This window comes from Streptomyces lomondensis (genome assembly GCF_014651035.1).
GTDB classification, from domain to species: domain Bacteria; phylum Actinomycetota; class Actinomycetes; order Streptomycetales; family Streptomycetaceae; genus Streptomyces; species Streptomyces lomondensis.
Map to the genome: position 1 here is coordinate 234578 of NZ_BMWC01000006.1, position 24253 is coordinate 258830.

Genomic DNA, 24253 nt, shown 5'->3' on the forward strand with positions numbered 1-24253 from the left:
AATCTTTTCCGTGACCATGCACGAGTGGGCCGCTGCCCGGAGGACAGCGGCCCACGAGAGGAAGCGAGTGTTACCTCTGCTTGATCCTCAGGAACGTCACGGAGTTCGCCGGGAAGGTGTAGGTGAACTTCGCGGCCACGCCCCGGAAGGTGGACGTCACCGGCGTCACCGGCGTGTCCGTCTCGGTGTTCACCGCGTTCTCGTCGGCGGCCAGCGTCGTCACGCGGGCGGTGGACGCGACCTTCGCGCCGCCCAGGTCGACGGCCGTGCGGGCCTCGGCGGACTGGGCGTTGACGACCTTGACGATCAGGTCACCGGTCTTCGCGTCCTTGGTGACGACCTGGCGGAACGGCTCGGCCGGCTTGTCGTCCTTGAAGCTGCCCCACTCCTTGCCGTCCAGGAACAGCGTGACCTGGCGGCCGCGCACCTTGATGTCGATGTCGTAGGCGCGGCCCGTCTCGATCGACCCGGCCTTGGTCATCAGCGTGCCCTTGCCGCCGTCGACGGCCTGCTCGATCGCGGACTGGGTGTTGTTCCAGCCGCCCAGGTTCCACCAGTAGTAGTTGCCGGTGTCCTTGACGCCGAAGGCGACGAGGAAGCCCTCCTTGCCGGACTTCTTGGTGGCCTTCACATGCAGGTCGTAGTCCTTCCAGGCCGGGTCGCCCGCCGTGACCATGGTGTTCTCGGCGGCGACGTCCGTCTGGACGTACTGCCCGTCCTGGATGCTCCAGCTGCCGGCGCCGCTGTGCTTCCACTTCGAGGCGTCACCGGAGAAGTCGTCGCTGAGCAGGGTGGAGCCGTCCGCCGAGGTGACCTTCACGTCGTCGTACGCGGCGCTGGTCGCCCAGGTGGACAGGCCGACGGCGCCGGTGATGGGGCCGCTGACGTCCGGCGTGGTGGTGGCCTTCGACGGGACCACGCGGTCGCCGACGTTGGTCATGAACAGCTTCTGGACCTCGTAGTTGGCCGAGTTCCAGGAGGCCCGGTTGTTGAACCAGATCATGTCCGGCCGCCACTGCACGTAGTCCTCGTTGGCGAGCAGCGGGGCGTACGAGGCGAGCTTGACGATGTCCGCGTTGCGCTCCAGGCCGGTCATGAACGCGGCTTCGGAGAGGCCGTTCTTCCAGGCGTTGCCCTGGGAGGCGTACTCACCGAGGAAGACCTTGGGGCCGTTCCTGTCGTAGGAGTCGTAGCGGTCGTTGTTCTGGAGGAACCAGTTCGGGCTGTTGTAGTAGTGCTCGTCGACCATGTCGACCTTGCCCTCGCGGTTGAGCTGCCACGCGGTGTCGAAGGTCGTGCCGGCGTCGTCCGGGCCCGAGTTGGAGATGACGGTGATGTCCGGGTACTTCGCCTTGATGGCGGCCTCGAACTTCTGGAAGCGGGCGAAGAACTCCTTCGGGAGGTTCTCCTCGTTGCCGACGCCGATGTGGGTCAGGTGGAAGGGCTTGGGGTGCCCCATCTCGGCGCGGACCTTGCCCCACTTGGAGGTCGCCGGGCCGTTGGCGAACTCGATGAGGTCGAGGGTGTCCTGGATGTGCCGCTTGAGCAGGGCCTCGTCGTCGGTGGCCCGGTTCTGGCCGCAGCCGGTCACCAGGGCCGGGACGACGGGCAGCGGCATGGCGCCGATGTCCTCGGAGAAGCGGAAGTACTCGTAGTAGCCGAGGCCGTAGCTCTGGTTGTAGCCCCAGAAGTTGGCGTTGGTGGCGCGCTGCTCTACGGGTCCGATGGTGTCCTTCCACTGGTAGCTGCGCTTGCGCTGCCAGTTCGAGGCCTCGCTGTAGTCCTCCATGGAGCCGGTGTTGACCAGGCAGCCGCCGGGGAAGCGCACGAAGCCGGGCTTCAGCGCGGCGATCTTCTCGGCGAGGTCCTTGCGCAGGCCGTTCGGCTGGTTCTTGTAGGTGTCGCGCGGGAAGAGCGATATCTCGTCGAGCGCGGCGGCGTTCGTGGCGGCGACGGCGAGGCGGCCGCGGTTGCTGGTGCGGGTCGCGGTGAAGGTGCCCTTGTACTTGGCCCAGCCGCCCTTCACGGCCACCTGGCGGGCGGTGGCCAGGCTGCCCGCGGCGTCCTTCAACGAGACGGTGAGCGTGGTGCCGCTCTCGGCGCGGGCCCACACGGAGAAGTCGTACTTCTTGCCCTCCTCGACCCGGATGCCGGTGTTGTAGCCGGCGTTCGTGACGGAGGAACCGGCGCCCAAGGAGAGGTAGTTGCGGTTGCGCTCGTTGAGCCGGCCGGCGTCGTTCACGACCTGGGCCGTGCCGGAGACCGCCCAGGAGGTCAGCGGGGTGTAGGAGCCGTTGTCGGCGGTGGAGTACTCGAAGGAGCGGTTCTGCACGAGCTCGGCGTACAGACCGCCGTCGGCGGCGCGGTTGATGTCCTCGAAGAAGACGCCGTACATCGTGTCGTCGATCGCGGCGCCCTGGGCGGACGGGTCGACGGTGATCGCGTAGTCGGTGACGTCCTCGGCGTGCGCGGGGGCCGGTACGAGGGCTGCTGCCGTCAGGAGGGCGGTGGCCGTGAGACCCACTCTCCATCGGGTGCGGGCGGTGCGTGGCATGGATACTCCGCGGCTCTCTGGTAGAGGAGTGTTCGAAATATCAGACATTGATCAGCACTTCGAACGGCAAGATAGGGAGGAGGCGAGGGCACGTCAATGGGTCGCGCAGCAACGGATGGGACGGAGAGCGGGAGAAGATGGGCGAGTTCTGGCCAGTGCCGGACGTGCTGGCGTATCTGGCCGGGCACTGGAGCGTGGTGCGGTCGGTGCGGGATCTCGCGAGCGGCGCGGAGGGCGAGTTCACCGGGAGCACCAGTTTTCATGCGCTGGAGACGGGTGGGCTGCTGCACCACGAGTCCGGCACCTTCGTCTGGCAGGGTGTCGCCCGGCCCGCCGAGCGGACGCTGCGGTTCCTGCCGGGCCCCGGCGGCACGGCGGACGTGCGGTTCGCGGACGGGCGGCCGTTCCACGACCTGGACCTGTCGTCCGGCCGGCATGCCGCCGACCACCCCTGCGCGGCGGATCTCTACCGCGGCGAGTTCACGGTCCGCGACGCGGACCACTGGCGGACGGTGTGGCGGGTCCGGGGGCCAGCGAAGGACCTCGTACTGCGCACCGACTACGCGCGCGAGGACCGACCGGACGCACCACGCACGCGGACGCCGACTGACAGCTGAGCTACTACGCGCGCGAAGGCTGGACCGGCGCGCCGTCGAACCGCAGGTTCCACCGTCCCGCGCGGCCCGTCACGGAAGTCGTCGACAGCGGGCGGACGTCGATGTTCCAGTACGTCGAGGGCGGTGCCTTCAGGGCGTACACCAGCGCGGCCCGGATCACGGACGGCTCGGCCACCGCCACGACCCGGCAGCCGTCCTCCACGGGCCGGGTGTCGAGCCAGCCGCCGACCCGGGCGATGAAGTCGACCAGCGACTCCCCGCCGTGCGGTGTGGCCCGCGGGTCGGCCAGCCACGCGTCCACGGCCTCCGGCTCCCGGGCCATCGCCTCGCCCACGGTCAGCCCGCGCCACCGGCCCATGTCGCATTCCCGCAGGCCGAGCTGGACCAGCGGCGCGTATCCGAGCCCCTCCCCCGTGGCACGGCTGCGCGGGGCCGGCGAGCAGTAGCGCAGCTCGGCCGCAGCCAGCGGCAGCAGCTCGTGGGCGGCACGCTCCACCTCGCCCCAGCCGGCCTGGTCCAGCGGCCGGTCGTCCTGGAAACGCTCGGCGAGCGGCGGTGCGCTGCGCGCGGCGGCGACGAACGTGACCCTCAGTGGCATGCGGCGATCGTGGGTGCAGCAAGTGCGCAGGTCAAGAGGTGTTACCAGGGAGTTACCCAGGGTGCGCCGCACCTCACTGGTCGAACAGGAGCGCCATCCAGTCCCCGGGTCGCTCCAGCCCCGCGAACCCGATCTTCTCGTAGACGCCGTGCGCGTCGTGCGTGGCGAGCAGCACCCGCCGCACCCCGTACTGCCGCAGCTCCTCCCGTACGGCCGCCACGAGCGCGGTGCCGACGCCCTTGCCGCGCACCGACGGGTCGACGTACACGTCGCACAGCCACGCGAAGGTCGCCCGGTCCGTGATGACCCGGGCGTACGCCACCTGCTCCCCCGACACCGTGTCGTACACGCCGAAGTTGAGCGAGCCCTCGATCGCCCGGTCCTGCTTCTCGCGGGGGCGGCCCAGCGCCCAGTACGCGTCGGTGGAGAGCCAGTGGTGGACGCGCCCGGCGTCGACGCGGGCGGGGTCGGTGGAGATCTCGTAGCCCTCGGGCAGGCTCGGCGTGTCGGTCATGAGGGGATGCTCGCAGGCCGTCCGGAGGGCCGTCGAGCGGTTATCGCAGCACCTCGTCGCAGGCCGTACGCAGCCGCCGTACCCCCTCCGTGATCTCGCCGGTGCCCGCGACCGCCGCGAAGCTCAGCCGGATGTGGGCGGCCGGCGGCTCGGCGCTGAAGTAGGGGCGGCCGGGGGTGATCGCGACGCCGGCGCGCAGGGCGGCCGCCACCAGGGCCGCCTCGTCGGTGCCCTCGGGCAGGCGCGGCCACAGGTGGTAGCCGCCGGACGGGACGTGCGGCAGCGCGAGTTCCGGCAGGTGCAGCCCGAGCGCGGCGGTCATCGCGTCCCGGCGCGCCTTCAACTCCGCGGACACCGACCGCAGATGACGCGGCCAGGCGGGCGAGCCGACGAGTTCGAGCGCGGCCTCCTGAAGCGGCCGGGGCACGAAGAAGGTGTCGACGACCTGGATGGCGCGCAGCCGCTCCAGCACCGGCCCGCGCGCGGCGAGGGCGCTCACGCGGAAGCTCGGCGAGGTCGCCTTGGTCAGCGAGGAGACGTGCACGACGACGCCGTCGGGGTCGTCGGCGGCCAGCGGGCGCGGCAGCGGCCCCGCGTCCTCGTGCACGAGCCGCCGTACGAAGTCGTCCTCGATGACGAAGGCGCCCGCCCGGCGGGCGATGCGCAGCACCTCGGCGCGCCGCTCGGGCGCGAGCACGGCACCGGTGGGGTTCTGGAAGAGCGGCTGGCAGACGAGGGCCGGGGCGCCGGTGGCCCGGAACGCGTCGGCGAGCAGCGCCGGTCGCACCCCGTCGGCGTCCACCGGGACGGGCACCGGGCGCAGGCCCGCGGCACGGGCGATGGCGAGCATGCCGGGGTACGTCGGCGACTCGACCAGGACGGGTGCGCCGGGCGGGGCGAGGGCGCGCAGGGCGGTGGTGAGCGCGGACTGCCCGCCCGCGGTGACCAGCACCTCGGCGGCCGTGACCGAGCCGCCGATGCTCCGCGCGAACCATTCGCGCAGCTCGGGCAGCCCCTCCATGGGCGGGCGCCCCCAGGCCCCGGGCCGGCGTCCGGCGCGCGACAGGGCGGCGGCCATCGCCCGCTCCGGCTGCAACGACGGGTGCAGATAGCCGCCGTTGAACTCGATCACGCCGGGCGGCGGGGCGGCCAGCGACACCAGCACCCCGGAGGCGTCCACCGAGCGCGGGACGAGATCGGCGGCGCCGTCCGCGCTGAGCGCGACCTCCTGCCAGGAGGTGTCCCCGGCCGGAGCCGGAGCCGTCCGGGGCTGAGCCCGGAAGGCGCCCGCGCCGGGCCGGGTGACGACCAGGCCTTCGGCCGCGAGCTGCGCGAGGGCCCGCGACACGGTCACGGGACTCACCCGGAACCGTTCGACGAGGGCCCGGCTCGACGGCAGCTTTCCACCGGGCGAGTAGCGGTCCAGCTCCCGCCGCAGCTGTTCCGCCAGTTCACCGACGCTGCTACGCTCTTGCATGAGAGCACAGAGTAGCGCTACTGCCGCACCACCGATAGCAGTCGCCACCGCGGAGCCGGACCGCCCCGGCTTCGGCACCCTCCAGGCCGCCCTCGGGGTCATCGCCTTCTCCCTCACGTTCCCGGCCACCGCCTGGGGGCTGGAGGGCTTCGGAACCTGGTCGCTGGTCGCCGTGCGCAGCGTCCTCGCCGCGGCGATCGCGGGCGGCGCCCTGCTGTGGCTGCGCGTGCCGCTGCCCGACCGCCGCCACTGGCCCGGCCTCGCGGTCGTCGGGGCCGGTGTCGTCCTCGGCTTCCCGCTGCTGACCACGCTCGCGCTGGAGACCTCGACCACCGCGCACGCCGCCGTCGTGGTCGGTCTGCTCCCGCTGACCACCGCGCTCCTGTCCGCCCTGCGCGTCGGCACCCGGCCCTCGCGCAGCTTCTGGATCGCGGCCCTCGCGGGCGCGGCGGCGGTACTGGCCTTCACCGTGCAGCAGAGCGGCGGCGCCCTGACCACCGCCGACCTGTACCTCTTCGCGGCGCTGCTGGTGTGCGCGGCCGGCTACACCGAGGGCGGCCGGCTCGCCCGGGTCATGCCGGGCTGGCAGGTCATCGGCTGGGCACTGGTGCTGTGCCTGCCACCGGCCGTGCCCGTCGCCGCGCTCGCCCTGGCGCAGGAGCCGGTGCACCTGACCGCGCACAGCGTCGCCGGGCTGCTGTGGGTCGCGGCGGGCTCGCAGTTCCTCGGGCTGGTCGTCTGGTACCGGGGCATGGCGGCCATCGGCATCCCCAAGGCCAGCCAGTTGCAGCTGGCCCAGCCCCTGCTCACACTGGTGTGGTCGGTGCTGCTGCTGGGCGAGCACCTGACGGTGGCCGCCCCGCTGACGGCCGCCGCGGTGCTGGTCTGCATCGCCGTCACACAACGGGCGCGCGGCTGAGCAGGGCGGTGTACGGCCCCTGCCAACCGGCGCCCCCCGCCGTAGACTCAAGGCCACGGACCGCTGCTCCGCACATCGTGAGGAGGCCCCAGATGCGCGCAACCGTGGGCGACCAGCTTGTCCAGCACGGCAGGGTGGTCGGTCAGCACGACAAGGTCGGCGAGATCGTCGAAGTGCTGGGCGAGGGAGGCAACCCCCCGTACCGCGTCCGGTTCGAGGACGGGCACGAGGGCGTCTGCTCACCGGGACCCGACACAGAGATCCGTCACAGGGAGACCACCACCGGGCCGTGATTCAGCGCGGGGGACTCGCCGGCTGCCCGTAGTGGTCGGCGACCACCCTCGCCCTCGCCCCGATCCGATCGGCCGCCACGTCCTTGGCGGCGAAGTAGAGGTGCCCGCGCACCTGAGCGTGCTCCTTGGCGAGCGTCAGGTGCCGGGACAACTCGGCCGGGTCCTGCCAGGCCGCGGGCTGCGCGGGATCACCGGCCTTGTACAGCGCCTCCCCCACGTAGAGCTGCGTCGAGGTGCCGCGCGCGACCTCCGCCCACCAGGGCAGGAGCTTGGCGTAGTCGGCGGCGGCGAACCCGATGTTCCAGTACAGCTGCGGGACGATGTAGTCGATCCAGCTCTCGCGCACCCACTTGCGCGTGTCCGCGTGCAGGTCGTCGTACGTCTGCACGCCCGCGCGCGAGTCCGAGCCGAGCGGGTCGGTCGCGGCGTTGCGCCACACACCGAAGGGGCTGATGCCGAAGCGGGCGCCCGGCCGGACCTCCTTGACGCGGCCCGCGGTCTCCCGCACCAGCCGGTCGATGTTGTCCCGCCGCCAGGCGGCCCGGTCCGGGAAGCCGGCGCCGTACTCGTCGTAGGCCGCGTCGTCGTCGAAGCTCTGGCCCGCCACGGGGTACGGGTAGAAGTAGTCGTCGAAGTGGACGCCGTCGACGGGGTACTTCGCCACCGCGTCGAGCATCGCGTCCTGCACGAAGGCGCGGACCTCGGGCAGCCCCGGGTTGTAGTAGAGCTTCCCGCCGTACGGCACCACCCACTCCGGGTTCTTCCGGGCGGGGTGCGAGGCGGCGAGCCGGGTCGGGTCGGTGTGGGCGGCGACCCGGTACGGGTTGAACCAGGCGTGCAGGTGCAGGCCGCGGGCGTGGGCCTCCTCGACGGCCGTGCCCAGCGGGTCCCAGCCCGGGTCCTGGCCCTGGGTGCCGGTGAGGTACTGCGACCACGGCTCGTACGGCGAGGGCCACAGGGCGTCCGCCGCGGGCCGCACCTGGAAGACGATGGTGTTGAGCCGGTTGCGGACCGCCGTGTCGAGGTGGGTGAGCAGCTCCGCGCGCTGCTGCGTGACGGTCAGCCCGGGTTTCGACGGCCAGTCGCGGTTGGCCACGGTCGCGAGCCACACGCCCCGCATCTCGGAGACCGGCGCCCGGCCGCCGCCCTTGCCGTCCTTGCCGTGCTTGCCGTCCCTTCCGGGTGCGGCCGACGCCGGAGGCATCATCGTGAAAGCCGACAGCGCCGCCACCGCGAACGCCCTGCGTGACACTCGTCCCATCCGCATGCCCCAAAAAGCCGCGGATCCGCCCGGTCGCGGATCGCTCCGGGCCCAGCATGCCCGACGGGGAACCGCCCCCCGCGATCGATCATCGATACTTGGGAGTAACGTGCACGAACGGAGCAGGCACCGGGACCCGGCGAACCTGCCCGGTCGTGGATCAGCAGCGAAAGGGACGATGTGACGGAGACCCCAGCGGGAGACATTGCACGCGTCGGAGTCGTGGGCTGCGGTCAGATGGGCGCGGGCATCGCCGAGGTGTGCGCCCGGGCCGGCCTGGACGTCATGGTCGCCGAGACCACCGGCGAGGCCCTGGAGATCGGCCGCACCCGGCTGTTCAACTCCCTGGCCAAGGCCGCCGAGCGCGGCAAGATCACCGAGGAGGAGCAGGAGGCCACGCTGGCCCGCCTGAGCTTCACCACGGACCTCGGCGAGTTCGCCGACCGTGACCTGGTGATCGAGGCCGTCGTCGAGAACGAGCAGGTCAAGACCGAGATCTTCCAGGTGCTGGACCAGGTCGTGACCCGGCCGGACGCCATCCTGGCCTCCAACACCTCGTCGATCCCGCTGGTGAAGCTGGCGGTGGCGACCTCGCGGCCCGACCAGGTCATCGGCATCCACTTCTTCAACCCGGCCCCGGTGCAGAAGCTCGTCGAGCTGATCCCGGCGCTCACCACGTCCGAGGGCACCATCAGCCGCGCCCAGCTGTTCGCGGAGAAGCTGCTGGGCAAGCACGCGATCCGCGCCCAGGACCGGTCCGGCTTCGTGGTCAACGCGCTGCTGATCCCCTACCTGCTCTCCGCGATCCGCATGTTCGAGACGGGTATCGCCAGCCGCGAGGACATCGACAACGGCATGGAGATGGGCTGCGCCCACCCGATGGGCCCGCTGAAGCTGTCCGACCTGATCGGCCTGGACACGGTCGCCTCGGTCGCGCAGTCCATGTACGAGGAGTACAAGGAACCCCTGTACGCCGCTCCCCCGCTCCTCCAGCGCATGGTCGACGCGGGCCGGCTGGGCCGCAAGACCGGCTCCGGCTTCTACACGTACGGCTGAGAGATCCCCACGGCCGATTACGGACCGTCAGAATCCGGCCAGCACACGGGCCCGGCACCGGAAAGGGTGCCGGGCCCGCGGCATTCACACACCGTGTGCGCGGCGGGCTCGCATATGCCCCTCGCACACGCTTACCAGGCGCCCACCAGGCGAGTTGACTCCTCATGCGCATGCAAGGGATGTGACACGACTACGGAAAGGAGCGGACTTGTGACCGCCGATCCCGAGCATCCCGTCGTCCATGGAGAACTCGCAGAGTTACGACGCCGCCTCGATGTGGCATACGCCCGCGTCGAGGGCGGACTGGCTCTGCTCAGCCACCGCACCGAGGAGACCGCCAAGGAGATCGAGGAGCTCAACACCCGTATCCACACGCTCGAACACGCGCGCTGGCCGCTGCCCGCGGTCGCCGCCCTCACCGCCGTGGGTGCCCTCGTCGTGGCGATCTGGCAGGCACTGGGACGTTGACTCAGGGCAGCGTGTCGTGACCGAGCCTGAGATGGTGCAGCAGAAGTAACGCGGCCGCCATGTTGGCGGCCGGGACCTCGCCGCGGGCGACCATGTCGGGGACGAGCTTGAGGGGAACCCATTCCCGGCGGTCCGACTCGAAGTCGTCCACGGGGTGTCCGACGTACTCGCCCTCGTCGGCCCAGTACACGTGGTGCCGGGCGTCGGTGAGCCCGTTGGACGGCTCCACGCTCATCAGGTGGTGCAGGGGTCCCGGCCGCCAGCCGGTCTCCTCCTCCAGTTCCCTGGCGGCCGCGCGGGCGATGTCCTCGCCGTCCTCGACCACTCCCGCCGCGAGTTCCCACCCCCAGCTGTCGGTGATGAAGCGGTGCCGCCAGAGCAGCAGCACCTCGTTGGCCTCGTTCACCACCGTGGCCACGGCGACGGGCCGCAGCCGTATGAGGAAGTGGTCGAGGTGCCGGCCGTCCGGCAGTTCGACATCCGCGAGATTGACGCTGAACCAGCGGTTTGAGTACACAGCTTGTTCGTTGTGTTTCGTCCACTGCACGGTTCTGCCACCTTCCGTCGAGTAAGGGGCAATATCGCAGCAGGGACGTGGTGACAGCAGGCGCACAGGGAGCGGCTCGGGATCAGGCGGACGCCGCTGCCCTGATCTACAACGGTACGCGCAGTGCTCCGTCGATGAGTTCGGCGGCCTCGTTCGTGCCCGCGCACCCGCTGCGCACCAGGTGCTCGCGCACCGCGCGCAGCCGGTCGCGCAGCCGCTGGGACTCCATGCCACGGGCCTGCTCGGCCATCTGCACGGCGATGGCCACGGCCTTGTCGGCGTTGCCCTGCCGCAGCTCGATGGTGCTGAGCATGGCCAGCCGGTGCACCCGGCCGCGGTCGTGCGCGGGGTTGTCGACGGCGGCCGCGGCATGCTCCCCGGCGGCCGCGATCTCCCCGAGGCTGAGCAGCGCCTCCGCCACCTGCACGTTCACGAGCCCCGGCTGCACATAACCGGTCTCGTCGGGCTCGTAACCGCGCCGGATCCGCTCGGCGGCCTGCTCGGCCCGGCGGATGCAGGACAGGGCGCTGCTGCCGTCGCCGAGATGCGCGTACGCCTTGGCCTGCATCGCGTACAGGTCGGAGGCGAGCGCCGGGGTGATGTGCTTGCCGGCGGCCCGCAGCGCGGCCTCCGCGAAGGCGACGGCCTGCCGGTACTCCCGCATGAACAGCGACTGGTTGACCAGCAGGGCGATCACGTACGCCCCGAGTCCCCGGTCCCCGCTGGCCTTGGCGAGCCGCAGGGCCTGGTGGAAGTAGCGCTGGGCGAGCCCGTGCGCGTCGGAGTCGTACGCGCAGATACCGGCGACGGCCACCAACCCGCCCGTGGCCCGGTGCAGTTGACGGCCCGTCTCGTCGGTGTAGCTGCCGCGCAGCAGCGGGGCGGCCTCGGCGTTGAGGAAGCCGACGATGCGGGCGCGCGTCGCGATGCCGCCGGCCTTGCGGTACATCTGCTCGTAGTGCGTCCGGGCGGCCCGCAGCATCTCCAGGTCGCCCGGGGTGACCCGGTGTCTGCCGCCCCGGGAGACGTCCACGTCCTCCGGCGGGTTCTCCCACTCCCACACGGGCATGACCGCGGGGGTGCCGGTGAGGGCGGGGGCTCCCAGTATGTGCGGGCGCTGCTGTTGGTCGGAGCGCCACAGGGCGGTGGCCCGCTCCACGAACCCGGACAGCGAGCCGGTGTGCGGGGCCGCCGGCTCGCCCGGCACGCCGAGGCCGATATCGTCGAGGGTGACCTGCCGTTGCAGCCGGGCCGCGAGCACCTCACAGATCAGGTCGGGCACCTGGCCCCGGGGGCGCTGCCCCTTCAACCACCGGGCGACGGCGGTGTGTTCGTACCGCAGGGACAGACCTCGCGCCCGTCCCGCCTGATTCACGTGTGCGGCCAGCCCCGCGTGCGAGATCCCCGCCTCGTCCAGGATCGCGTCGAGCAGAGTGTTGGGCTGCATGTGGGCCCCCCGGATGGCTCGGTGCGGCCAGATTAGTGGCTCCGCCTTCACACGGGGTGTGAACGGAGTGCTCGAATCCGCGCTGTGTGCGCGCTGTCGCTCACAGTCGCCGGCCGGTTGACTGAAATGCCTCGAAAGAGGCCGGCCGGGCCGCCGGCTCCCCCTCGTACAGTGCGGCGGCCCGCTTTCGCCGTCCGCCCGGCTGCCTGCCCGACACTCCGTGGCGGGGCGGACGGCATCGCCGGCGGGGTTGCTATCGCCGAGGTGCGCTGCCGGGTGCGGGTGCGTCGTGGCTGGTCGCGCAGTTCCCCGCGCCCCTGAGGGTCGTGCGCCGGCCGTTGGTGAGGACCAGCAGGGCGATGTCGTCCTGCGGTTCGCCCCGTGTGTGGTTCCGGAGGGCGGTGGAGACCCTGCCGAGGACCGTCCGCGATGAGTACGGCTCGTCCCGTACGGCGCTCTCCAGCACGGTAGGCAGGGGAAAGAACCGGCCACGCGCGTCCCGCGCGTCCTGGGCACCGTCCGTGTGGAGGAACAAGGCGTCACCGGACTCGAGATACCCCAGGCCCACGGAGGGCAGGTCGGTGCCCGGCAGGGGGAACAGCCCGAGGGGCGGATACGGGTCACCGGGGGCGAGTTGCTCCACCTCGGTACCGCTCAGCCGGTACGGCCACGGGTGCCCGCAGTTCAGGGCGAGCAGTTCGCCGTCGGCGCGGATCTCCACGAGCAGCAGGGTCACGAACTCCTCTGCGTCGCCGGCCGGATGCTCCTGGCGCAGATGCCGGTCCAGGGCGCGTTCCAGCCGGCGCAGCACCGCGCCGAGGTCCTTCTCGTCGTGCGCGGCCTCGCGGAAGCAGCCGAGCACGGCGGCGACCGTCCCGAAGGCGTCCGTCCCGTGCCCGCGTACGTCGCCCATCACGGCCCGTACGCCGTACTCGGTGGCGACGACCTGGTAGAGGTCACCGCCGATCGCGGCGCCCTGCTCCGCCGGCCATTGCGCCGCCGCCACTTCGAGCCCGTCGACGTGCGACGGCGGGGGCCGCAGCAGCGCGTCCTGCGCGGCCCCCGCGACCCGGCGCACCTGCCGCAGCTCACGCGTCAGCGAATGCCGCACATGGAGGATCAATCCGGTCCCGACCGCGAAGAACACGGCGCTGGTGACGAGCCGCGCTTCCAGGTGGGTCTCCTGGGCGAGCGGACAGGCGAGCTTGTACGTGACGGCCGCCGCGCCCCACACCGTCGGCAGTCCGAGGCTGCGCACCCGACCCCTGATGCGGATCATGCCGATGGCCCCCCAATAGGCCCTGACACACAGAATCGGACCGGCCCACAAAGGCCGGTCCGATTCTGTCGACAAAGACACCCGAAGGGCAGGATCACCCACATCTACCACTCAAATGAGTGAGGCAACCCGACCGTCGGGGGCGCGGGGAACTGCGCGACAAGCCACGACGAACCCGCAGCCGACGACAGTGCGCAGCCCCCACGGCGCTAACTCCGCAACTCGGCGCCCACACGCTCACCCGCCAGGGCCACCGCCGCGTCCCGTGCCGCGGACGCCTCGTCCACGGTCAGAGTCCGGTCGGCCGCCCGGAACCGCAGCGCATAGGCGAGCGACTTCCGCCCCTCCCCCAACTGCTCGACGTTCTCGTACACGTCGAACAGCCGGATCGACTCCAGCAGCTCCCCGGCCCCGTCCCGCAGGGCCTCCTCGACCTCCGCCGCCGGAACGACCGCGTCGACGACCAGGGCGACATCCTGCGTCGCGACGGGGAACGTGGAGATCCGCGGCGCCGCCACCGTGGCGTCACCGGCCGCCTCGACCGCGTCGAGGTCGACCTCCATCGCACAGGTCCGCGCGGGCAGCCCCAGCGCCTTCACGACCCGCGGGTGCAGCTCGCCCGCGTGTCCCACGACCCGCTCGGCACCGTCCACGGTGACCGCCAGTTCGGCGCACCGGCCCGGGTGCCACGGCCCGTACTGCCCCTTGCGGACGGTCAGCTCGGCACCGGCCTCACGGGCGACGGCCCGCGCCGCCTCCACCGCGTCGGCCCAGTCGGCCGGACGGCCCTTGCCCCACCAGCCGGCCTGCTCGCGCGCACCGGCGAGCACGACGGCGACGTGCCGCGGCTGCTCGGGCAGCGCCGCGTTCAGCTCGGCGAGCTCCTCGTCGGTGGGGCGGCGGTCGACGGGCAGCACCGCGGCGATCCGCTGCTCCTCGCGCGGCCGGAAGACGAGGCCGGACTCGAACAGCGCGAGGTCGTGCGAGCCCCGGCCGTCGTTGCGCCGCAGGGCGGCGAGCAGGCCCGGCAGCAGCGTCGTGCGCAGCGCGGGCTCCTCGTCGCTGAGCGGGTTGCTGAGCTTCACGACCCGGCGGGCCGGATCGTCCTTGTCCAGGCCGAGCTGGTCGAAGACCTGCTCGCCGAGGAACGGGTAGTTCAGCGCCTCGACGTACCCGGCGCCGGCCAGGGCACGGCCTACGCGGCGGTGCAGCCGCTGCCGGTCGGTCAGGCCGAGGCCCGCCGGCGGCTTGGGCAGGGTGGAGGGCAGGTTCTCGTAGCCCTCCAGGCGGATGACCTCTTCGGCCAGGTCGTTCGGGTCGGTGAGGTCGGGCCGCCAGGACGGCACGGTGACGATCAGCTCGTCCTGCCCGTACACGTCGCAGCCGATCTCCTGGAGCCGCCGTACGACGGTCTCGCGGCCGTAGGCGACGCCCGCGACCTTGTCCGGGTGGTCGGCCGGGATGGTGATGGTGCGCGGCGCGGTCGGAGCGATGACCTCGGTGACGCCGGCCTCGGCGGTGCCGCCCGCGAGGAGGACCAGCAGGTCCACGGTGCGCTGCGCGGCGGCCGCGGCGGCCTGCGGGTCGACGCCGCGCTCGAAGCGCCGGGACGCCTCGGAGGACAGCTTGTGCCGGCGGGCCGTGCGCGCGATCGACACGGCGTCGAAGTGCGCCGCCTCGATGACGACGTCGGCCGTGGCGTTCTCCACGTTGTCGTGGTCGGCGATCTCCGTGTTGGCGCCGCCCATGACACCGGCGAGGCCGATCGGGCCGCGGTCGTCGGTGATCACCAGGTCCTCGGCGTCGAGGGTGCGCTCGACGCCGTCGAGGGTGGTGAGCTTCTCGCCCGGCTCGGCGCGGCGCACGCCGATGGTGCCCTGGACCAGGCCGCGGTCGTAGGCGTGCAGCGGCTGGCCGAGCTCCATCATCACGTAGTTGGTGACGTCGACGGCGAGCGAGATCGGGCGCATGCCGACCTTCTGCAGCCGGCGCTGGAGCCAGATCGGCGAGCGGGCCTCGGCGCTCAGGCCGGTGACCGTGCGGGCGGTGAAGCGGTCGCAGCCGGTGGGGTCGGCGATCCGCACCGGGTAGCCGTACGCGTTCGGGCCGGGCACGTCGATCAGGGCCGGGTCGCGCAGCGGCAGGCCGTAGGCGATGGCGGTCTCGCGGGCGACGCCGCGCATGGACAGGCAGTAGCCGCGGTCGGGCGTGACGGCGATGTCGAGGACCTCGTCGACCAGCTCCAGCAGCTCGATCGCGTCCTTGCCGACCTCGGTCTCCGGGGGCAGCACGATGATGCCCTTGGTGCCGTCGTCGCCCATGCTCAGCTCGTCGCTGGAGCAGATCATGCCGCGGGACATCTTGCCGTAGGTCTTGCGCTCGGCGATCTGGAAGTCACCGGGCAGGACGGCGCCGGGCAGGGCCACGACGACCTTGTCGCCGACGGCGAAGTTGCGGGCGCCGCAGACGATCTCCTGGGGCTCGCCGGTGCCGTTGGCCTGGCCGACGTCGACGGTGCAGAAGCGGATCGGCTTCTTGAACTCCGTCAGCTCCTCGATGGTCGCCACCTGGCCCACGACCAGGGGCCCCTTGAGGTCGGCGCCGAGCTGCTCGACGGTCTCGACCTCCAGACCGGCCGAAATGAGCTTGGCCTGGACGTCCCGGCCGGTCTCCGTCACCGGCAGGTCGACGTACTCCCGCAGCCAAGAAAGCGGGACCCGCATCAGATCTCCATCCCGAACGGCCGGGTGAACCGGACGTCACCCTCGACCATGTCTCGCATGTCCTCGACGTTGTGGCGGAACATCAGCATCCGCTCGATGCCGAACCCGAAGGCGAAGCCGCTGTACTTCTCGGGGTCGACGCCGCAGGCGGTGAGCACCCGCGGGTTGACCATGCCGCAGCCGCCGAGCTCGATCCAGCCCTCGGACGAGCAGGTGCGGCAGGGGCGGTCGGGGTTGCCGACGGACTCGCCCTTGCAGACGTAGCAGAGCATGTCCATCTCGGCGCTCGGCTCGGTGAACGGGAAGTAGTTCGGCCGCAGCCGGGTCTTCATGTCCGCGCCGAAGAGGGCCTGGACCATGTGGTCCAGGGTGCCCTTGAGGTCGGCCATCGTCAGGCCCTCGTCCACCGCGAGCAGCTCGATCTGGTGGAAGACGGGCGTGTGCGTGGCGTCCAGCTCGTCGGTGCGGAACACCCGGCCGGGGCAGACGATGTAGACCGGCAGCTCACGGTCGAGCAGCGCCCGGGCCTGCACCGGGGAGGTGTGCGTGCGCAGGACGACACCGGAGCCGGACTCCTCGGTGCCCTCGGGGCCCCGCACGAAGAAGGTGTCCTGCATCTGCCGGGCCGGGTGGTCGGGCAGGAAGTTCAGGGCGTCGAAGTTGAACCACTCCGCCTCGACCTCGGGCCCCTCGGCGACCTCGTAGCCCATGGCCACGAAGACGTCCGCGACCCGCTCCATCATCGTGGTGAGCGGGTGCCGGGCGCCGGCCGGTACGCGGTCGTAGGGCAGCGTGACGTCCACCGCCTCCTCGACCAGCACCCGGGCGTCCCGCTCGGCCTCCAGCTCGGTCTGGCGCGCGGCGAGGCCCTTGTTCACGGCGCCGCGGGCCTGGCCGACGCGCTTGCCGGCCTCGGCCTTGGCGTGCGGGGGCAGCGCGCCGATCTCGCGGTTGGCGAGGGCCAGCGGCGAGGCGGGGCCGGTGTGGGCGACCTTGGCCTCGTGGAGCGCGTCGAGGGAGTCCGCGGCGGCGAAGGCGGCGAGCGCCTCGTCCCGCATGCGCTCGATCTCTTCCGGTTTCAACGTCTCGACCTCGACCGGGTCGTACGACTTATTCGGTGCCGACATCTCTTCCCGTGCTTCCGATTGGCTGGCTGAAGGTCCCCGTCACCGACTCCGACGGCCGTCTGAAGGGACACAAAGGTGCCAATGGCCGAGTCTAACGGGGTGGAGGTATACGAATGCGCCCGCGGGCGGCTCAGGCGAGATAGGCCGGAGCGCTCACGGGCAACGTAAATCGGAACTCGGCGCCGGCGCCGGGGGCGCGGCCGACGGTGATGGTGCCGCCGTGGGCCTCGACGATGCCCTTGACGATGTAGAGCCCGAGGCCCGTGCCGCCGCGCTTGCTGCCCCGCCAGAAGCGGGTGAAGACGCGGTTCATGGACTCCTCCGGGATGCCGGGCCCCTCGTCGCTCACCGTGACCGACGTACCGGTGTCCTCGCCCTCGCGGGGGGACGCCGTGGCCGTGACGTCGATCGTGACAGTTCCCTCGCCGTGCCGCACGGCATTTTCCAGCAGGTTGCTGAGCACCTGGTCGATCTTGTCGGGGTCGGCCCACAGGTCGGGCAGCGGCTGCTGGACGCGGAGCAGGAACCGGTCGGCGGGCTGCCCGGCGGCGACGTAGGCCTGGATGTGCCGGCCGACGGCGGCGCCGATGTCGACGGGCTGGCGCCGCACCTCCAGCCGGCCGGAGTCGATCCGGGAGATGTCGAGCAGCTCGGCGATGAGCCGGGTGACGCGGTCGGCGTCGGCGTCGACGGTCTCCAGCATCAGCCGCTTCTGGTCGTCGGTGAAGCGTTCCCACTTGGCGAGCAGGGTGGCGGTGAAGCCCTTGACGGAGGTGAGCGGGGAGCGCAGTTCGTGGGCGACGGTGGCGATCAGCTCGGCGTGGCTGCGCTCGGTGCGGCGGCGGGCCTCGGTGTCGCGCAGGGTGACGATCAGGCGGCGGACGGGCCCGGTGGGCCGGGTGCGGACGTAGCGGGCGGAGACCAGCACCTCACGCCCGCCGGGCAGGAGCAGGTTGCGCTCCGGCTGTCCGACGCGGATGGCGAGGCCGCCGTAGGGGTCGGTCAGCTGCCACCAGCGGCGGCCTTCCAGGTCCTCTAATGGCAGGGCCTTTTCCAGTCGCTGCCCGAGGGCGTCCCGGGCGCGGACGGCGGTGATGCGCTCGGCGGCGGCGTTGAAGCAGATGACGCGGCCCCGCTCGTCGGCGACGACGAGCCCGTCGGGCAGCTGGTCGGGGTCGATGCCGAGGCCGGCGAGATCACCGGGCGGCCGGGACGCGTCGGGCGGGCTCCCGGCGTCCTGGGCTTCCGGTGCGCTGCTGGTGCCGACCCTCATCCCCGTACCCCACCTCCAAGGCTCACAGAGGGGTCCCTGAGCTGGTCACCCTACTAGTTCCCGGTGACGGAGCGGCACCCTCCGGCGGCGCGCTGTGCACGCGCCGACGCATAGAGACATACGGCGGCGGCGGTGGCGAGGTTCAGGCTCTCGGCCTTCCCGTGGATCGGGACGCGTACGACGGCGTCGGTGAGGGCGCGGGTCTCCTCGGGGAGCCCCCAGGCCTCGTTGCCGAAGACCCAGGCGGTCGGCCCGCCCATGGTGCCCTGGTCGAGTTCGTCGTCGAGGTCGCGGTCGCCGGCCCCGTCGGCGGCGAGGACGCGGACACCGGCGGCCCGCAGCTCTTCGACGGCGTGCTCCACGGGGACGCCGACGGCGACGGGCAGGTGGAACAGGGAGCCGACGGAGGCGCGGACGGCCTTGGGGTTGTACACGTCGACGGAGGCGTCGGTCAGCACGACGGCCTCGGCACCGGCGGCGTCGGCGCAGCGCAGCACGGTGCCGGCGTTGCCGGGGTCGCGGACGTTGGCGAGGAGGGCGACGAGCCGGGGCCGGGCCTTCAGGACCTCGTCGAAGGGCGTGTCCAGGAACCGGCAGACACCGACCAGCCCCTGCGGGGTGACGGTGGTGGAGATGTCGGCGATGACCTGCTCGGAGGCGAGGTGCACGCGGGCACCGGCGTCCCGGGCCGCCCCGACGATGTCGGCGTACCGGTCCGCGGCCTCCAGCGTCGCGAACAGCTCCACGAGCGTGGCCTCGCCCCCGGCCAGGTGCCCGGCCGCCTCCCGCACGGCCTGCGGTCCCTCCGCGAGGAACAGCCGCTCCTTCCCCCGGAAGTTCCGCTTGGCGAGGCGCCGGGCGGCGGTGACACGGGGGGAGCGAGGGGAGATGAGCTCGGGGGTGGGCATGTTGTTCACCTTGGTAGTTGCCATGGACACAGCAGGACCCGCAGGCCTTTTCAACCTGCGGGTCCTTCAGTCACGTCGGCTCAGAGCCGGCGGGGTGTCACGCAGCCTTGGGCGCGTTCACGTCGCTCGGCAGCGCCTTCTGGGCGACCTCGACGAGCGCGGCGAACGCACCGGCGTCGTTGACGGCCAGCTCGGCCAGGATCTTGCGGTCGACCTCGATGTTCGCGGCCTTCAGACCCTGGATGAAGCGGTTGTAGGTCATGCCGTTGGCGCGGGCAGCGGCGTTGATGCGCTGGATCCACAGCTGACGGAAGTCGCCCTTGCGCTTCTTGCGGTCGTTGTAGTTGTAGACCAGCGAGTGGGTGACCTGCTCCTTGGCCTTGCGGTACAGGCGCGAACGCTGACCGCGGTAGCCGGAGGCCTGCTCGAGGATCGCCCGGCGCTTCTTGTGGGCGTTGACTGCCCGCTTGACGCGTGCCACTTCTTAACTCCTTGTAGCGGGGCCGTGGTGGTCCTCACACGGCCCGAAATCGATTGGGTCCCGGTCTGACGTACATACGGCGCTCGCGCGCCGGGGCGTCACTTGCCGAGAAGCTTCTTGATCTTCGCGGCGTCGCCCGGGGCCATCTCGGCGTTGCCGGTGAGGCGACGCGTCACACGGGACGACTTGTGCTCGAGCAGGTGGCGCTTGCCGGCACGCTCGCGGAGCACCTTGCCGGAGCCGGTGATCTTGAAGCGCTTGCTGGCACCGCTGTGCGACTTGTTCTTCGGCATAGCGCCGTTCTCTCCTCGTCGGTGGCGCTCCGATGCCCGGTCGCGAAAACCGGGCACGGTGGAGCGTCGTCTTGTTTCGGTTGCTTCCTGGGACTCGCGTCCCGGGGGTCACGCCTCGGCGGGCTCCTCAGCCGGCGCCTCGGACTCCGCGGCGTTCTGCGACTTGCCGGGGTTGGCCTTCGCTTCCGCCTTGCGGGCTTCCTGCGCCTGGCGAGCCTCGGCCATCGCCTCGGTCTTCTTCTTGTGCGGACCGAGGACCATGATCATGTTTCGGCCGTCCTGCTTCGGGTTCGACTCGACGAATCCGAGGTCCTGGACATCCTCCGCGAGACGCTGCAGCAGCCGGTAGCCCAGCTCGGGCCGGGACTGCTCGCGACCACGGAACATGATCGTGATCTTGACCTTGTCGCCCTGCTTGAGGAACCGAACGACGTGACCCTTCTTGGTGTCATAGTCGTGCGGGTCGATCTTCGGCCGGAGCTTCATCTCCTTGATGACCGTGTGCGCCTGGTTCTTGCGCGCCTCACGGGCCTTCATGGCCGACTCGTACTTGAACTTCCCGTAGTCCATGAGCTTGCACACGGGCGGACGGGCGTTCGCCGCGACCTCGACCAGGTCCAGGTCGTACTCCTGCGCAAGCTCCAGTGCCTTGGCCAGGGGGACGATGCCCACCTGCTCGCCACTGGGACCGACAAGTCGCACCTCGGGAACGCGAATCCGGTCGTTGATGCGGGGCTCGGCGCTGATGGATCCTCCTCGGTAGCACCACGCGACGGTCTGGCGGACGGCCGCGTAACGTCTCTGTTCGTTAGACCTAACCGCGCCGAAGCACAAAAAATGCCCCGGACGATTCCCAGGCGGGGCTCCTCGAACTACCGGAGCACCGCCGCGGGGGAGCCGCGGGGCGCGCTTTCGGACGGATCTCCGCCGCTGGGACGGGGCCGTCTGACCGGTGACCCGCCGCCCTGGGGGCGGTCAGGTGGGAGTTCGAAAGCCTCCACTTGTGGGTCGGGCTCGCGGGCCGCGAGGCATACGGGTCCGACCGGTCGTTACACGAGGTTACCAGCAATGGCCAGGAACGGCCAATTGGGGCGCCCCGGGCCCTGGTGCGGCGCGCCTGCCTCCTGCGCCTATCGTGTGGGGCATGAGTGAGACCCCTCCTGAGTCCCCCGACTTCGACGCCATGGCCCGCGACATCGCCGAGGTCCCGGCGGTCGAGGTGATCGTGACGGTCGCCGTCAACCTGATGAGCGCCGCCGCCGTGAAGCTCGGTCTGACCGAGGAGGGCGAGAAGCACAAGGACCTGGACGAGGCCCGCAAGCTGGTGCACGCGCTGGCCGGTCTGCTGGACGCCTCCGCGACCGAGATCAGCTCGTTCCACGCGGCGCCCCTGCGCGACGGCCTGAAGTCGCTCCAGCTGGCGTTCCGCGAGGCCTCGCTCGTCCCGGACGAGCCCGGTCAGGGCCCGGGCGAGAAGTACACGGGGCCGGTCTACGGCTAGTTCCGCCTCAGCGTACGTACAGGGGCTCGCCCGGTGGCGTCGCCTCGGCCGGCAGCAGTGCCAGGTCGAGGCCGCGCACCAGGCGGGCCCTCAGTGTTTCGTCGGCGGCGAGCCGCTCGGCGACGGCCCGGGCGGCTTCCGCGGGGGCCGCGGACGGGTCCAGGACCAGTGCGAGGGTGCCGTCGGCCCGGCCGGGCCCGAGGTGGGCGCGCAGGACGGCGGGCTCGGCGGCCACGGCCTCGCGTACGGCGCCGACGACGGCCGGGTCGGCGAGCGGGTCGGTGGTGGCGCGGCCCTCGGCGAGGGCGAGCAGCGCGGGGCCGGTCAGCTCGAAGGGCACCGGTCCGGCCAGGTCCAGCACGACGGTGTCCGCCTTCTCGTGCGCGGCGGCCTGGAGGGCCTGGTGCAGGGGGACGGCGACGGGCCGGGCCGCCGGGTCCCAGCGGGCGAGGGAGTCGGTGGAGGTGAAGGCCGGGAGGGCGGTGCGGTCGCCGGCCTTCAGCGTCGGTACGGCCATGTCGCTGGTCTTCTCGCGGCGCAGTCCCCGCTCGTCCTCCTCGACCTCGCCGAGCACGGCGACGACGGGGACGAGCAGCCGGGCGCCCCTGAGCGCCTCCAGGACGGGTCCCACGGCGGTGCGGTCCTCGGCCCAGGCGGCGAGGGCCGCGCTCAGCCGGGGGTCGGCGGAGCCGTCGTCGTCGGAGAAGCCGGGGTCGGGGATGCTCTTGTTCGCCACGGTCATCGACCCTATAGGCCGGGCGCGGCTCGGGGTCGTGCGGGCCTGGGGATCGGCGGGGGTGCGGGCGCCCGGGGGGCTAGAAGTCGTCGTACGCCGTACGGCGGCCGCGCCACAGGACCACGGCCGCGACCAGCAGGACGCCGCCGGCGCTGCCCGCGAGGGGGGCGGCCCAGTCGGCGGTGCCGTCGCCGGAGGAGGCGGTGTCCGGGCCGCTGCCGAAGTACTTCTCGCCGTAGGACGCCGACTGGAGGCCCTCGGGCTTGAGCCGGGCGGCGGCCCTGATGGCGGCGGCCGGGTCGACGAAGCCGAAGCCGCGGGAGTCGTCGCGGCCCCCGACGGGCGCGTTGCGGGCGGTGTCCTCCAGGAGCGACTTGATCTGGGCCGGGGTCAGCCCGGGGTGGGCGGCCTTGACCAGGGCGGCGGCGCCGGAGACGAAGGCGGCGGCGGCGCTGGTGCCCCAGCCCTCGTAGTACTTGCGGTCGGGGTCGGCGATGACGACGTCGACGCCGGGGGCGCTGACGGTGGCGTACCAGCGGCGGGTGGAGAAGGAGGCGCGGGTTCCGGCGCGGTCGACGGCGGTGGCGGCGATGACGCCCGGGTAGGCGGCCGGGTAGGAGATGTGGTCGCCCTTCTCGCCGCCGTTGCCGGCGGAGGCGACGACGACCACGCCCTTCTTCAGGGCGTACTGGATGGCCTGGTCCTCGATGGGTTCGGGGTGCGCGGAGGCGGAGTCGTCGCCGAGGGAGAGGTTGATGACGTCGGCGCCGTGGTCGGCGGCCCAGCGGATGCCCTCGGCGAGGGCGTTGCCGCGGGTGCTGCGGGCCTTGGCGCGGGAGGGGTCGCCGTCCTCCAGGATCACGCGGACGGGGAGGATCTTCGCCTCGGGGGCGATGCCGAGGACGCCTTCGGTGTTGCCCGGGCCGTGTCCGTGGCCGGCGATGATGCCGGCCATGGCGGTGCCGTGGCGGGCCCAGGCGCGGTCGCCGGGTTCGGCTCCGAAGCGGATCAGGTCCTTGCCGGGGAGGACGTTGCCGACCAGGTCGGGGTGGTCCTCCTCGACGCCGGTGTCCAGGACGGCGACGGTGACGCCCCTGCCCTTGGTGGTCTGCCATGCCTCCTGCGTGTGCATGGCCTCCAGGGCCCACTGCTGGGCGCGGATGCCGTCGGCGTGGGCGGTGGCGGCAGGGAGGAGGACGAGGCCGGCGGTGAGGAGAGCGGCGAGGGCGGCGCCGCGCGTCTTCCGGGTGGGTTTCACGACGGCTGCTCCGTGGCCGAGCGGACGTTCTTGCGCAGGCCGCGTTCGACGCGGTCGGCGAGGCCCTGCGCCTCGTTGCCGAGGCCGGCCTGGGCCGGGGCGGTGGTGGCGCCGGACTGCAGGGCGTCCCCGGCGGGCTGCGGGTCGTCGACGGTGCGGCCGTCGGCCCAGCCGGAGACGGCGTAGACGACGACCGGGGCCTCGGTGAGCACGGAGACGGTCCAGGCGGCGCGCTGCCTGGCTCCGAACTCCGCGGCGGGCGTGTCCTTCGCGGCGTACGGCAGGGGCATCAGGTCGCTGCGGCGGTCCAGGCGCTCCTTGCGGAAACGGTTCGCGAGGGAGGTCATGCCGGCGGCGTCGGCCTTGGTGAAGAGCAGGCCGACGGTGGTCACGTAGCTCTCGGTGGCGTCGGTGTAGGTGGCGCGCAGGAGCCGCTCGCAGCCGGCCGGGGCCAGGGCCCTGCGCAGCAGGGGGTCGAAGGCGTCCTTGCAGCCGCTGTCCGGGGCGACGGCGATCCGGGTCCAGGTGCGGTCGGCTCCGCCGGGGCCGGCGCCCTGGCCCTGCACGGTGGGCGGGAACAGCTCGTCGACCGGGACGCTGTGCCAGAGGCTTCCGGCCGCTGTGAAGGTGTTGCGCGAGCCCTCCTCGCCGGAGTCCCCGGCGAGCCAGCTGCCGGTGACCGCGCCGGAGATGAGCCCCAGCCCGAGCACGAGGCACACGGCGGCCGCGGCGGCCTGCGACGCACCACGCCGCCCGAGCGGCCGGGGCCGCGCGTCGGCGTCGTAGCCCTCGGGCTCCCCGAAGGACACGACGGGCCGTGTGGCGCCGGGCGTACCGCCGGGGCTGAGGGGGGCGCTCCAGGAGAGGGCCGGGTCCGGTGAAACGGCGGTGGGCTCAGTGGCCGGTGGGGCGGCGTGCGGGTG

Annotated in this window: 24 protein-coding genes; 6 read left to right on the top strand and 18 right to left on the bottom strand. The window is 72.1% G+C overall.

Annotated elements, in window-relative coordinates; all coding sequences use genetic code 11:
- Positions 1-70 precede the first annotated feature (70 nt).
- Complete coding sequence (locus tag IE255_RS21895; RefSeq protein ID WP_190052052.1) at positions 71-2554, bottom strand: alpha-L-arabinofuranosidase family protein; 2484 nt, start codon at positions 2552-2554, stop codon at positions 71-73.
- Between the two features lie 137 nt (positions 2555-2691).
- Here IE255_RS21895 and IE255_RS21900 point away from each other — a divergent pair, with 137 nt between their 5' ends.
- Positions 2692-3171, top strand: a complete 480-nt coding sequence (locus IE255_RS21900; RefSeq protein ID WP_190052053.1) for a DUF6314 family protein — start codon at positions 2692-2694, stop codon at positions 3169-3171.
- A 4-nt stretch (positions 3172-3175) separates the two neighbouring features.
- Here the strand turns inward: IE255_RS21900 and IE255_RS21905 are convergent, their stop codons facing one another.
- The 3 genes from IE255_RS21905 to IE255_RS21915 form a co-directional block, all read right to left on the bottom strand.
- Entirely contained in the window at positions 3176-3769 is a 594-nt protein-coding gene (locus tag IE255_RS21905) for a histidine phosphatase family protein (protein WP_190052054.1), read from the bottom strand.
- Between the two features lie 73 nt (positions 3770-3842).
- Positions 3843-4283, bottom strand: a complete 441-nt coding sequence (locus tag IE255_RS21910; RefSeq protein WP_190052055.1) for a GNAT family N-acetyltransferase — start codon at positions 4281-4283, stop codon at positions 3843-3845.
- Positions 4284-4323: 40 nt separating this feature from the next.
- Entirely contained in the window at positions 4324-5760 is a 1437-nt protein-coding gene (locus IE255_RS21915; protein ID WP_190052056.1) for an aminotransferase-like domain-containing protein, read from the bottom strand.
- Between IE255_RS21915 and IE255_RS21920 the strand changes: the two genes are divergently transcribed.
- Positions 5759-6679, top strand: coding sequence for a DMT family transporter (locus IE255_RS21920; RefSeq protein ID WP_190052057.1), 921 nt, complete (start codon positions 5759-5761; stop codon positions 6677-6679). The genes IE255_RS21915 and IE255_RS21920 overlap by 2 nt on opposite strands.
- 92 nt (positions 6680-6771) lie before the next feature.
- On the top strand, positions 6772-6972 hold the full coding sequence (locus IE255_RS21925; protein ID WP_190052058.1) for a DUF1918 domain-containing protein: 201 nt from the start codon (positions 6772-6774) through the stop codon (positions 6970-6972).
- 1 nt (position 6973) lies between these two features.
- On the opposite strand, the gene IE255_RS21930 is transcribed toward IE255_RS21925, so the two are convergent.
- A complete protein-coding gene (locus IE255_RS21930) occupies positions 6974-8233 on the bottom strand; it encodes a glycoside hydrolase family 10-like protein (protein ID WP_234560144.1) in 1260 nt (419 codons plus the stop codon).
- A 180-nt stretch (positions 8234-8413) separates the two neighbouring features.
- Between IE255_RS21930 and IE255_RS21935 the strand changes: the two genes are divergently transcribed.
- Entirely contained in the window at positions 8414-9289 is an 876-nt protein-coding gene (locus tag IE255_RS21935; protein WP_190052060.1) for a 3-hydroxybutyryl-CoA dehydrogenase, read from the top strand.
- Positions 9290-9499: 210 nt separating this feature from the next.
- Positions 9500-9757 carry a hypothetical protein gene (locus IE255_RS21940; protein WP_037760511.1) on the top strand — a complete coding sequence of 86 codons (258 nt, stop codon included), beginning with the start codon at positions 9500-9502 and terminating at the stop codon, positions 9755-9757.
- A 1-nt stretch (position 9758) separates the two neighbouring features.
- On the opposite strand, the gene IE255_RS21945 is transcribed toward IE255_RS21940, so the two are convergent.
- The 10 genes from IE255_RS21945 to infC all read right to left on the bottom strand — a co-directional run bounded on the left by IE255_RS21945 (position 9759) and on the right by infC (position 20582).
- Entirely contained in the window at positions 9759-10304 is a 546-nt protein-coding gene (locus IE255_RS21945; RefSeq protein ID WP_190052061.1) for an NUDIX hydrolase, read from the bottom strand.
- A gap of 106 nt (positions 10305-10410) precedes the next feature.
- Entirely contained in the window at positions 10411-11751 is a 1341-nt protein-coding gene (locus IE255_RS21950; RefSeq protein ID WP_190052062.1) for an NsdA family TPR-like regulatory protein, read from the bottom strand.
- A gap of 253 nt (positions 11752-12004) precedes the next feature.
- A complete protein-coding gene (locus IE255_RS21955; protein WP_190052063.1) occupies positions 12005-13030 on the bottom strand; it encodes a PP2C family protein-serine/threonine phosphatase in 1026 nt (341 codons plus the stop codon).
- 209 nt (positions 13031-13239) lie between these two features.
- Complete coding sequence (gene pheT / locus IE255_RS21960) at positions 13240-15753, bottom strand: phenylalanine--tRNA ligase subunit beta (RefSeq protein ID WP_190052064.1); 2514 nt, start codon at positions 15751-15753, stop codon at positions 13240-13242.
- Entirely contained in the window at positions 15753-16880 is a 1128-nt protein-coding gene (gene pheS / locus IE255_RS21965; protein WP_190052065.1) for a phenylalanine--tRNA ligase subunit alpha, read from the bottom strand. Before pheS ends, pheT begins: the two co-directional genes overlap by 1 nt.
- Before the next feature lie 130 nt (positions 16881-17010).
- Positions 17011-18153, bottom strand: a complete 1143-nt coding sequence (locus IE255_RS21970) for a sensor histidine kinase (protein ID WP_190052066.1) — start codon at positions 18151-18153, stop codon at positions 17011-17013.
- A gap of 53 nt (positions 18154-18206) precedes the next feature.
- On the bottom strand, positions 18207-19061 hold the full coding sequence (locus tag IE255_RS21975; RefSeq protein ID WP_190052263.1) for a TrmH family RNA methyltransferase: 855 nt from the start codon (positions 19059-19061) through the stop codon (positions 18207-18209).
- A gap of 97 nt (positions 19062-19158) precedes the next feature.
- Entirely contained in the window at positions 19159-19542 is a 384-nt protein-coding gene (gene rplT, locus IE255_RS21980; RefSeq protein ID WP_010045263.1) for a 50S ribosomal protein L20, read from the bottom strand.
- A gap of 98 nt (positions 19543-19640) precedes the next feature.
- Positions 19641-19835, bottom strand: a complete 195-nt coding sequence (gene rpmI / locus IE255_RS21985) for a 50S ribosomal protein L35 (protein WP_003977225.1) — start codon at positions 19833-19835, stop codon at positions 19641-19643.
- Positions 19836-19943: 108 nt separating this feature from the next.
- A complete protein-coding gene (gene infC, locus IE255_RS21990; protein ID WP_229906527.1) occupies positions 19944-20582 on the bottom strand; it encodes a translation initiation factor IF-3 in 639 nt (212 codons plus the stop codon).
- A 397-nt stretch (positions 20583-20979) separates the two neighbouring features.
- Here infC and IE255_RS21995 point away from each other — a divergent pair, with 397 nt between their 5' ends.
- On the top strand, positions 20980-21336 hold the full coding sequence (locus tag IE255_RS21995) for a DUF1844 domain-containing protein (protein WP_031114676.1): 357 nt from the start codon (positions 20980-20982) through the stop codon (positions 21334-21336).
- 7 nt (positions 21337-21343) lie between these two features.
- Here the strand turns inward: IE255_RS21995 and IE255_RS22000 are convergent, their stop codons facing one another.
- The 3 genes from IE255_RS22000 to IE255_RS22010 form a co-directional block, all read right to left on the bottom strand.
- Positions 21344-22072, bottom strand: coding sequence for an SseB family protein (locus IE255_RS22000; RefSeq protein ID WP_190052068.1), 729 nt, complete (start codon positions 22070-22072; stop codon positions 21344-21346).
- A gap of 79 nt (positions 22073-22151) precedes the next feature.
- Positions 22152-23330, bottom strand: coding sequence for a type VII secretion-associated serine protease mycosin (mycP, locus tag IE255_RS22005; RefSeq protein WP_190052069.1), 1179 nt, complete (start codon positions 23328-23330; stop codon positions 22152-22154).
- On the bottom strand, positions 23327-24139 hold the full coding sequence (locus IE255_RS22010; RefSeq protein WP_190052264.1) for a hypothetical protein: 813 nt from the start codon (positions 24137-24139) through the stop codon (positions 23327-23329). Before IE255_RS22010 ends, mycP begins: the two co-directional genes overlap by 4 nt.
- Between the last annotated feature and the right edge of the window lie 114 nt (positions 24140-24253).

Bases quoted from the DNA above. Each gene is read 5' to 3' on its own strand.
- IE255_RS21920 (WP_190052057.1), top strand. From the start codon at position 5,759: ATGAGAGCACAGAGTAGCGCTACTGCCGCACCACCGATAGCAGTCGCC.
- IE255_RS21930 (WP_234560144.1), bottom strand. From the start codon at position 8,233: ATGGGACGAGTGTCACGCAGGGCGTTCGCGGTGGCGGCGCTGTCGGCT.
- IE255_RS21995 (WP_031114676.1), top strand. From the start codon at position 20,980: ATGAGTGAGACCCCTCCTGAGTCCCCCGACTTCGACGCCATGGCCCGC.
- pheT (WP_190052064.1), bottom strand. From the start codon at position 15,753: ATGCGGGTCCCGCTTTCTTGGCTGCGGGAGTACGTCGACCTGCCGGTG.
- IE255_RS21925 (WP_190052058.1), top strand. From the start codon at position 6,772: ATGCGCGCAACCGTGGGCGACCAGCTTGTCCAGCACGGCAGGGTGGTC.
- IE255_RS21910 (WP_190052055.1), bottom strand. From the start codon at position 4,283: ATGACCGACACGCCGAGCCTGCCCGAGGGCTACGAGATCTCCACCGAC.
- IE255_RS21905 (WP_190052054.1), bottom strand. From the start codon at position 3,769: ATGCCACTGAGGGTCACGTTCGTCGCCGCCGCGCGCAGCGCACCGCCG.
- IE255_RS21900 (WP_190052053.1), top strand. From the start codon at position 2,692: ATGGGCGAGTTCTGGCCAGTGCCGGACGTGCTGGCGTATCTGGCCGGG.
- rpmI (WP_003977225.1), bottom strand. From the start codon at position 19,835: ATGCCGAAGAACAAGTCGCACAGCGGTGCCAGCAAGCGCTTCAAGATC.
- IE255_RS21950 (WP_190052062.1), bottom strand. From the start codon at position 11,751: ATGCAGCCCAACACTCTGCTCGACGCGATCCTGGACGAGGCGGGGATC.
- IE255_RS21975 (WP_190052263.1), bottom strand. From the start codon at position 19,061: ATGCCCACCCCCGAGCTCATCTCCCCTCGCTCCCCCCGTGTCACCGCC.
- IE255_RS21915 (WP_190052056.1), bottom strand. From the start codon at position 5,760: ATGCAAGAGCGTAGCAGCGTCGGTGAACTGGCGGAACAGCTGCGGCGG.
- IE255_RS21895 (WP_190052052.1), bottom strand. From the start codon at position 2,554: ATGCCACGCACCGCCCGCACCCGATGGAGAGTGGGTCTCACGGCCACC.
- IE255_RS21970 (WP_190052066.1), bottom strand. From the start codon at position 18,153: ATGAGGGTCGGCACCAGCAGCGCACCGGAAGCCCAGGACGCCGGGAGC.
- IE255_RS21955 (WP_190052063.1), bottom strand. From the start codon at position 13,030: ATGATCCGCATCAGGGGTCGGGTGCGCAGCCTCGGACTGCCGACGGTG.
- pheS (WP_190052065.1), bottom strand. From the start codon at position 16,880: ATGTCGGCACCGAATAAGTCGTACGACCCGGTCGAGGTCGAGACGTTG.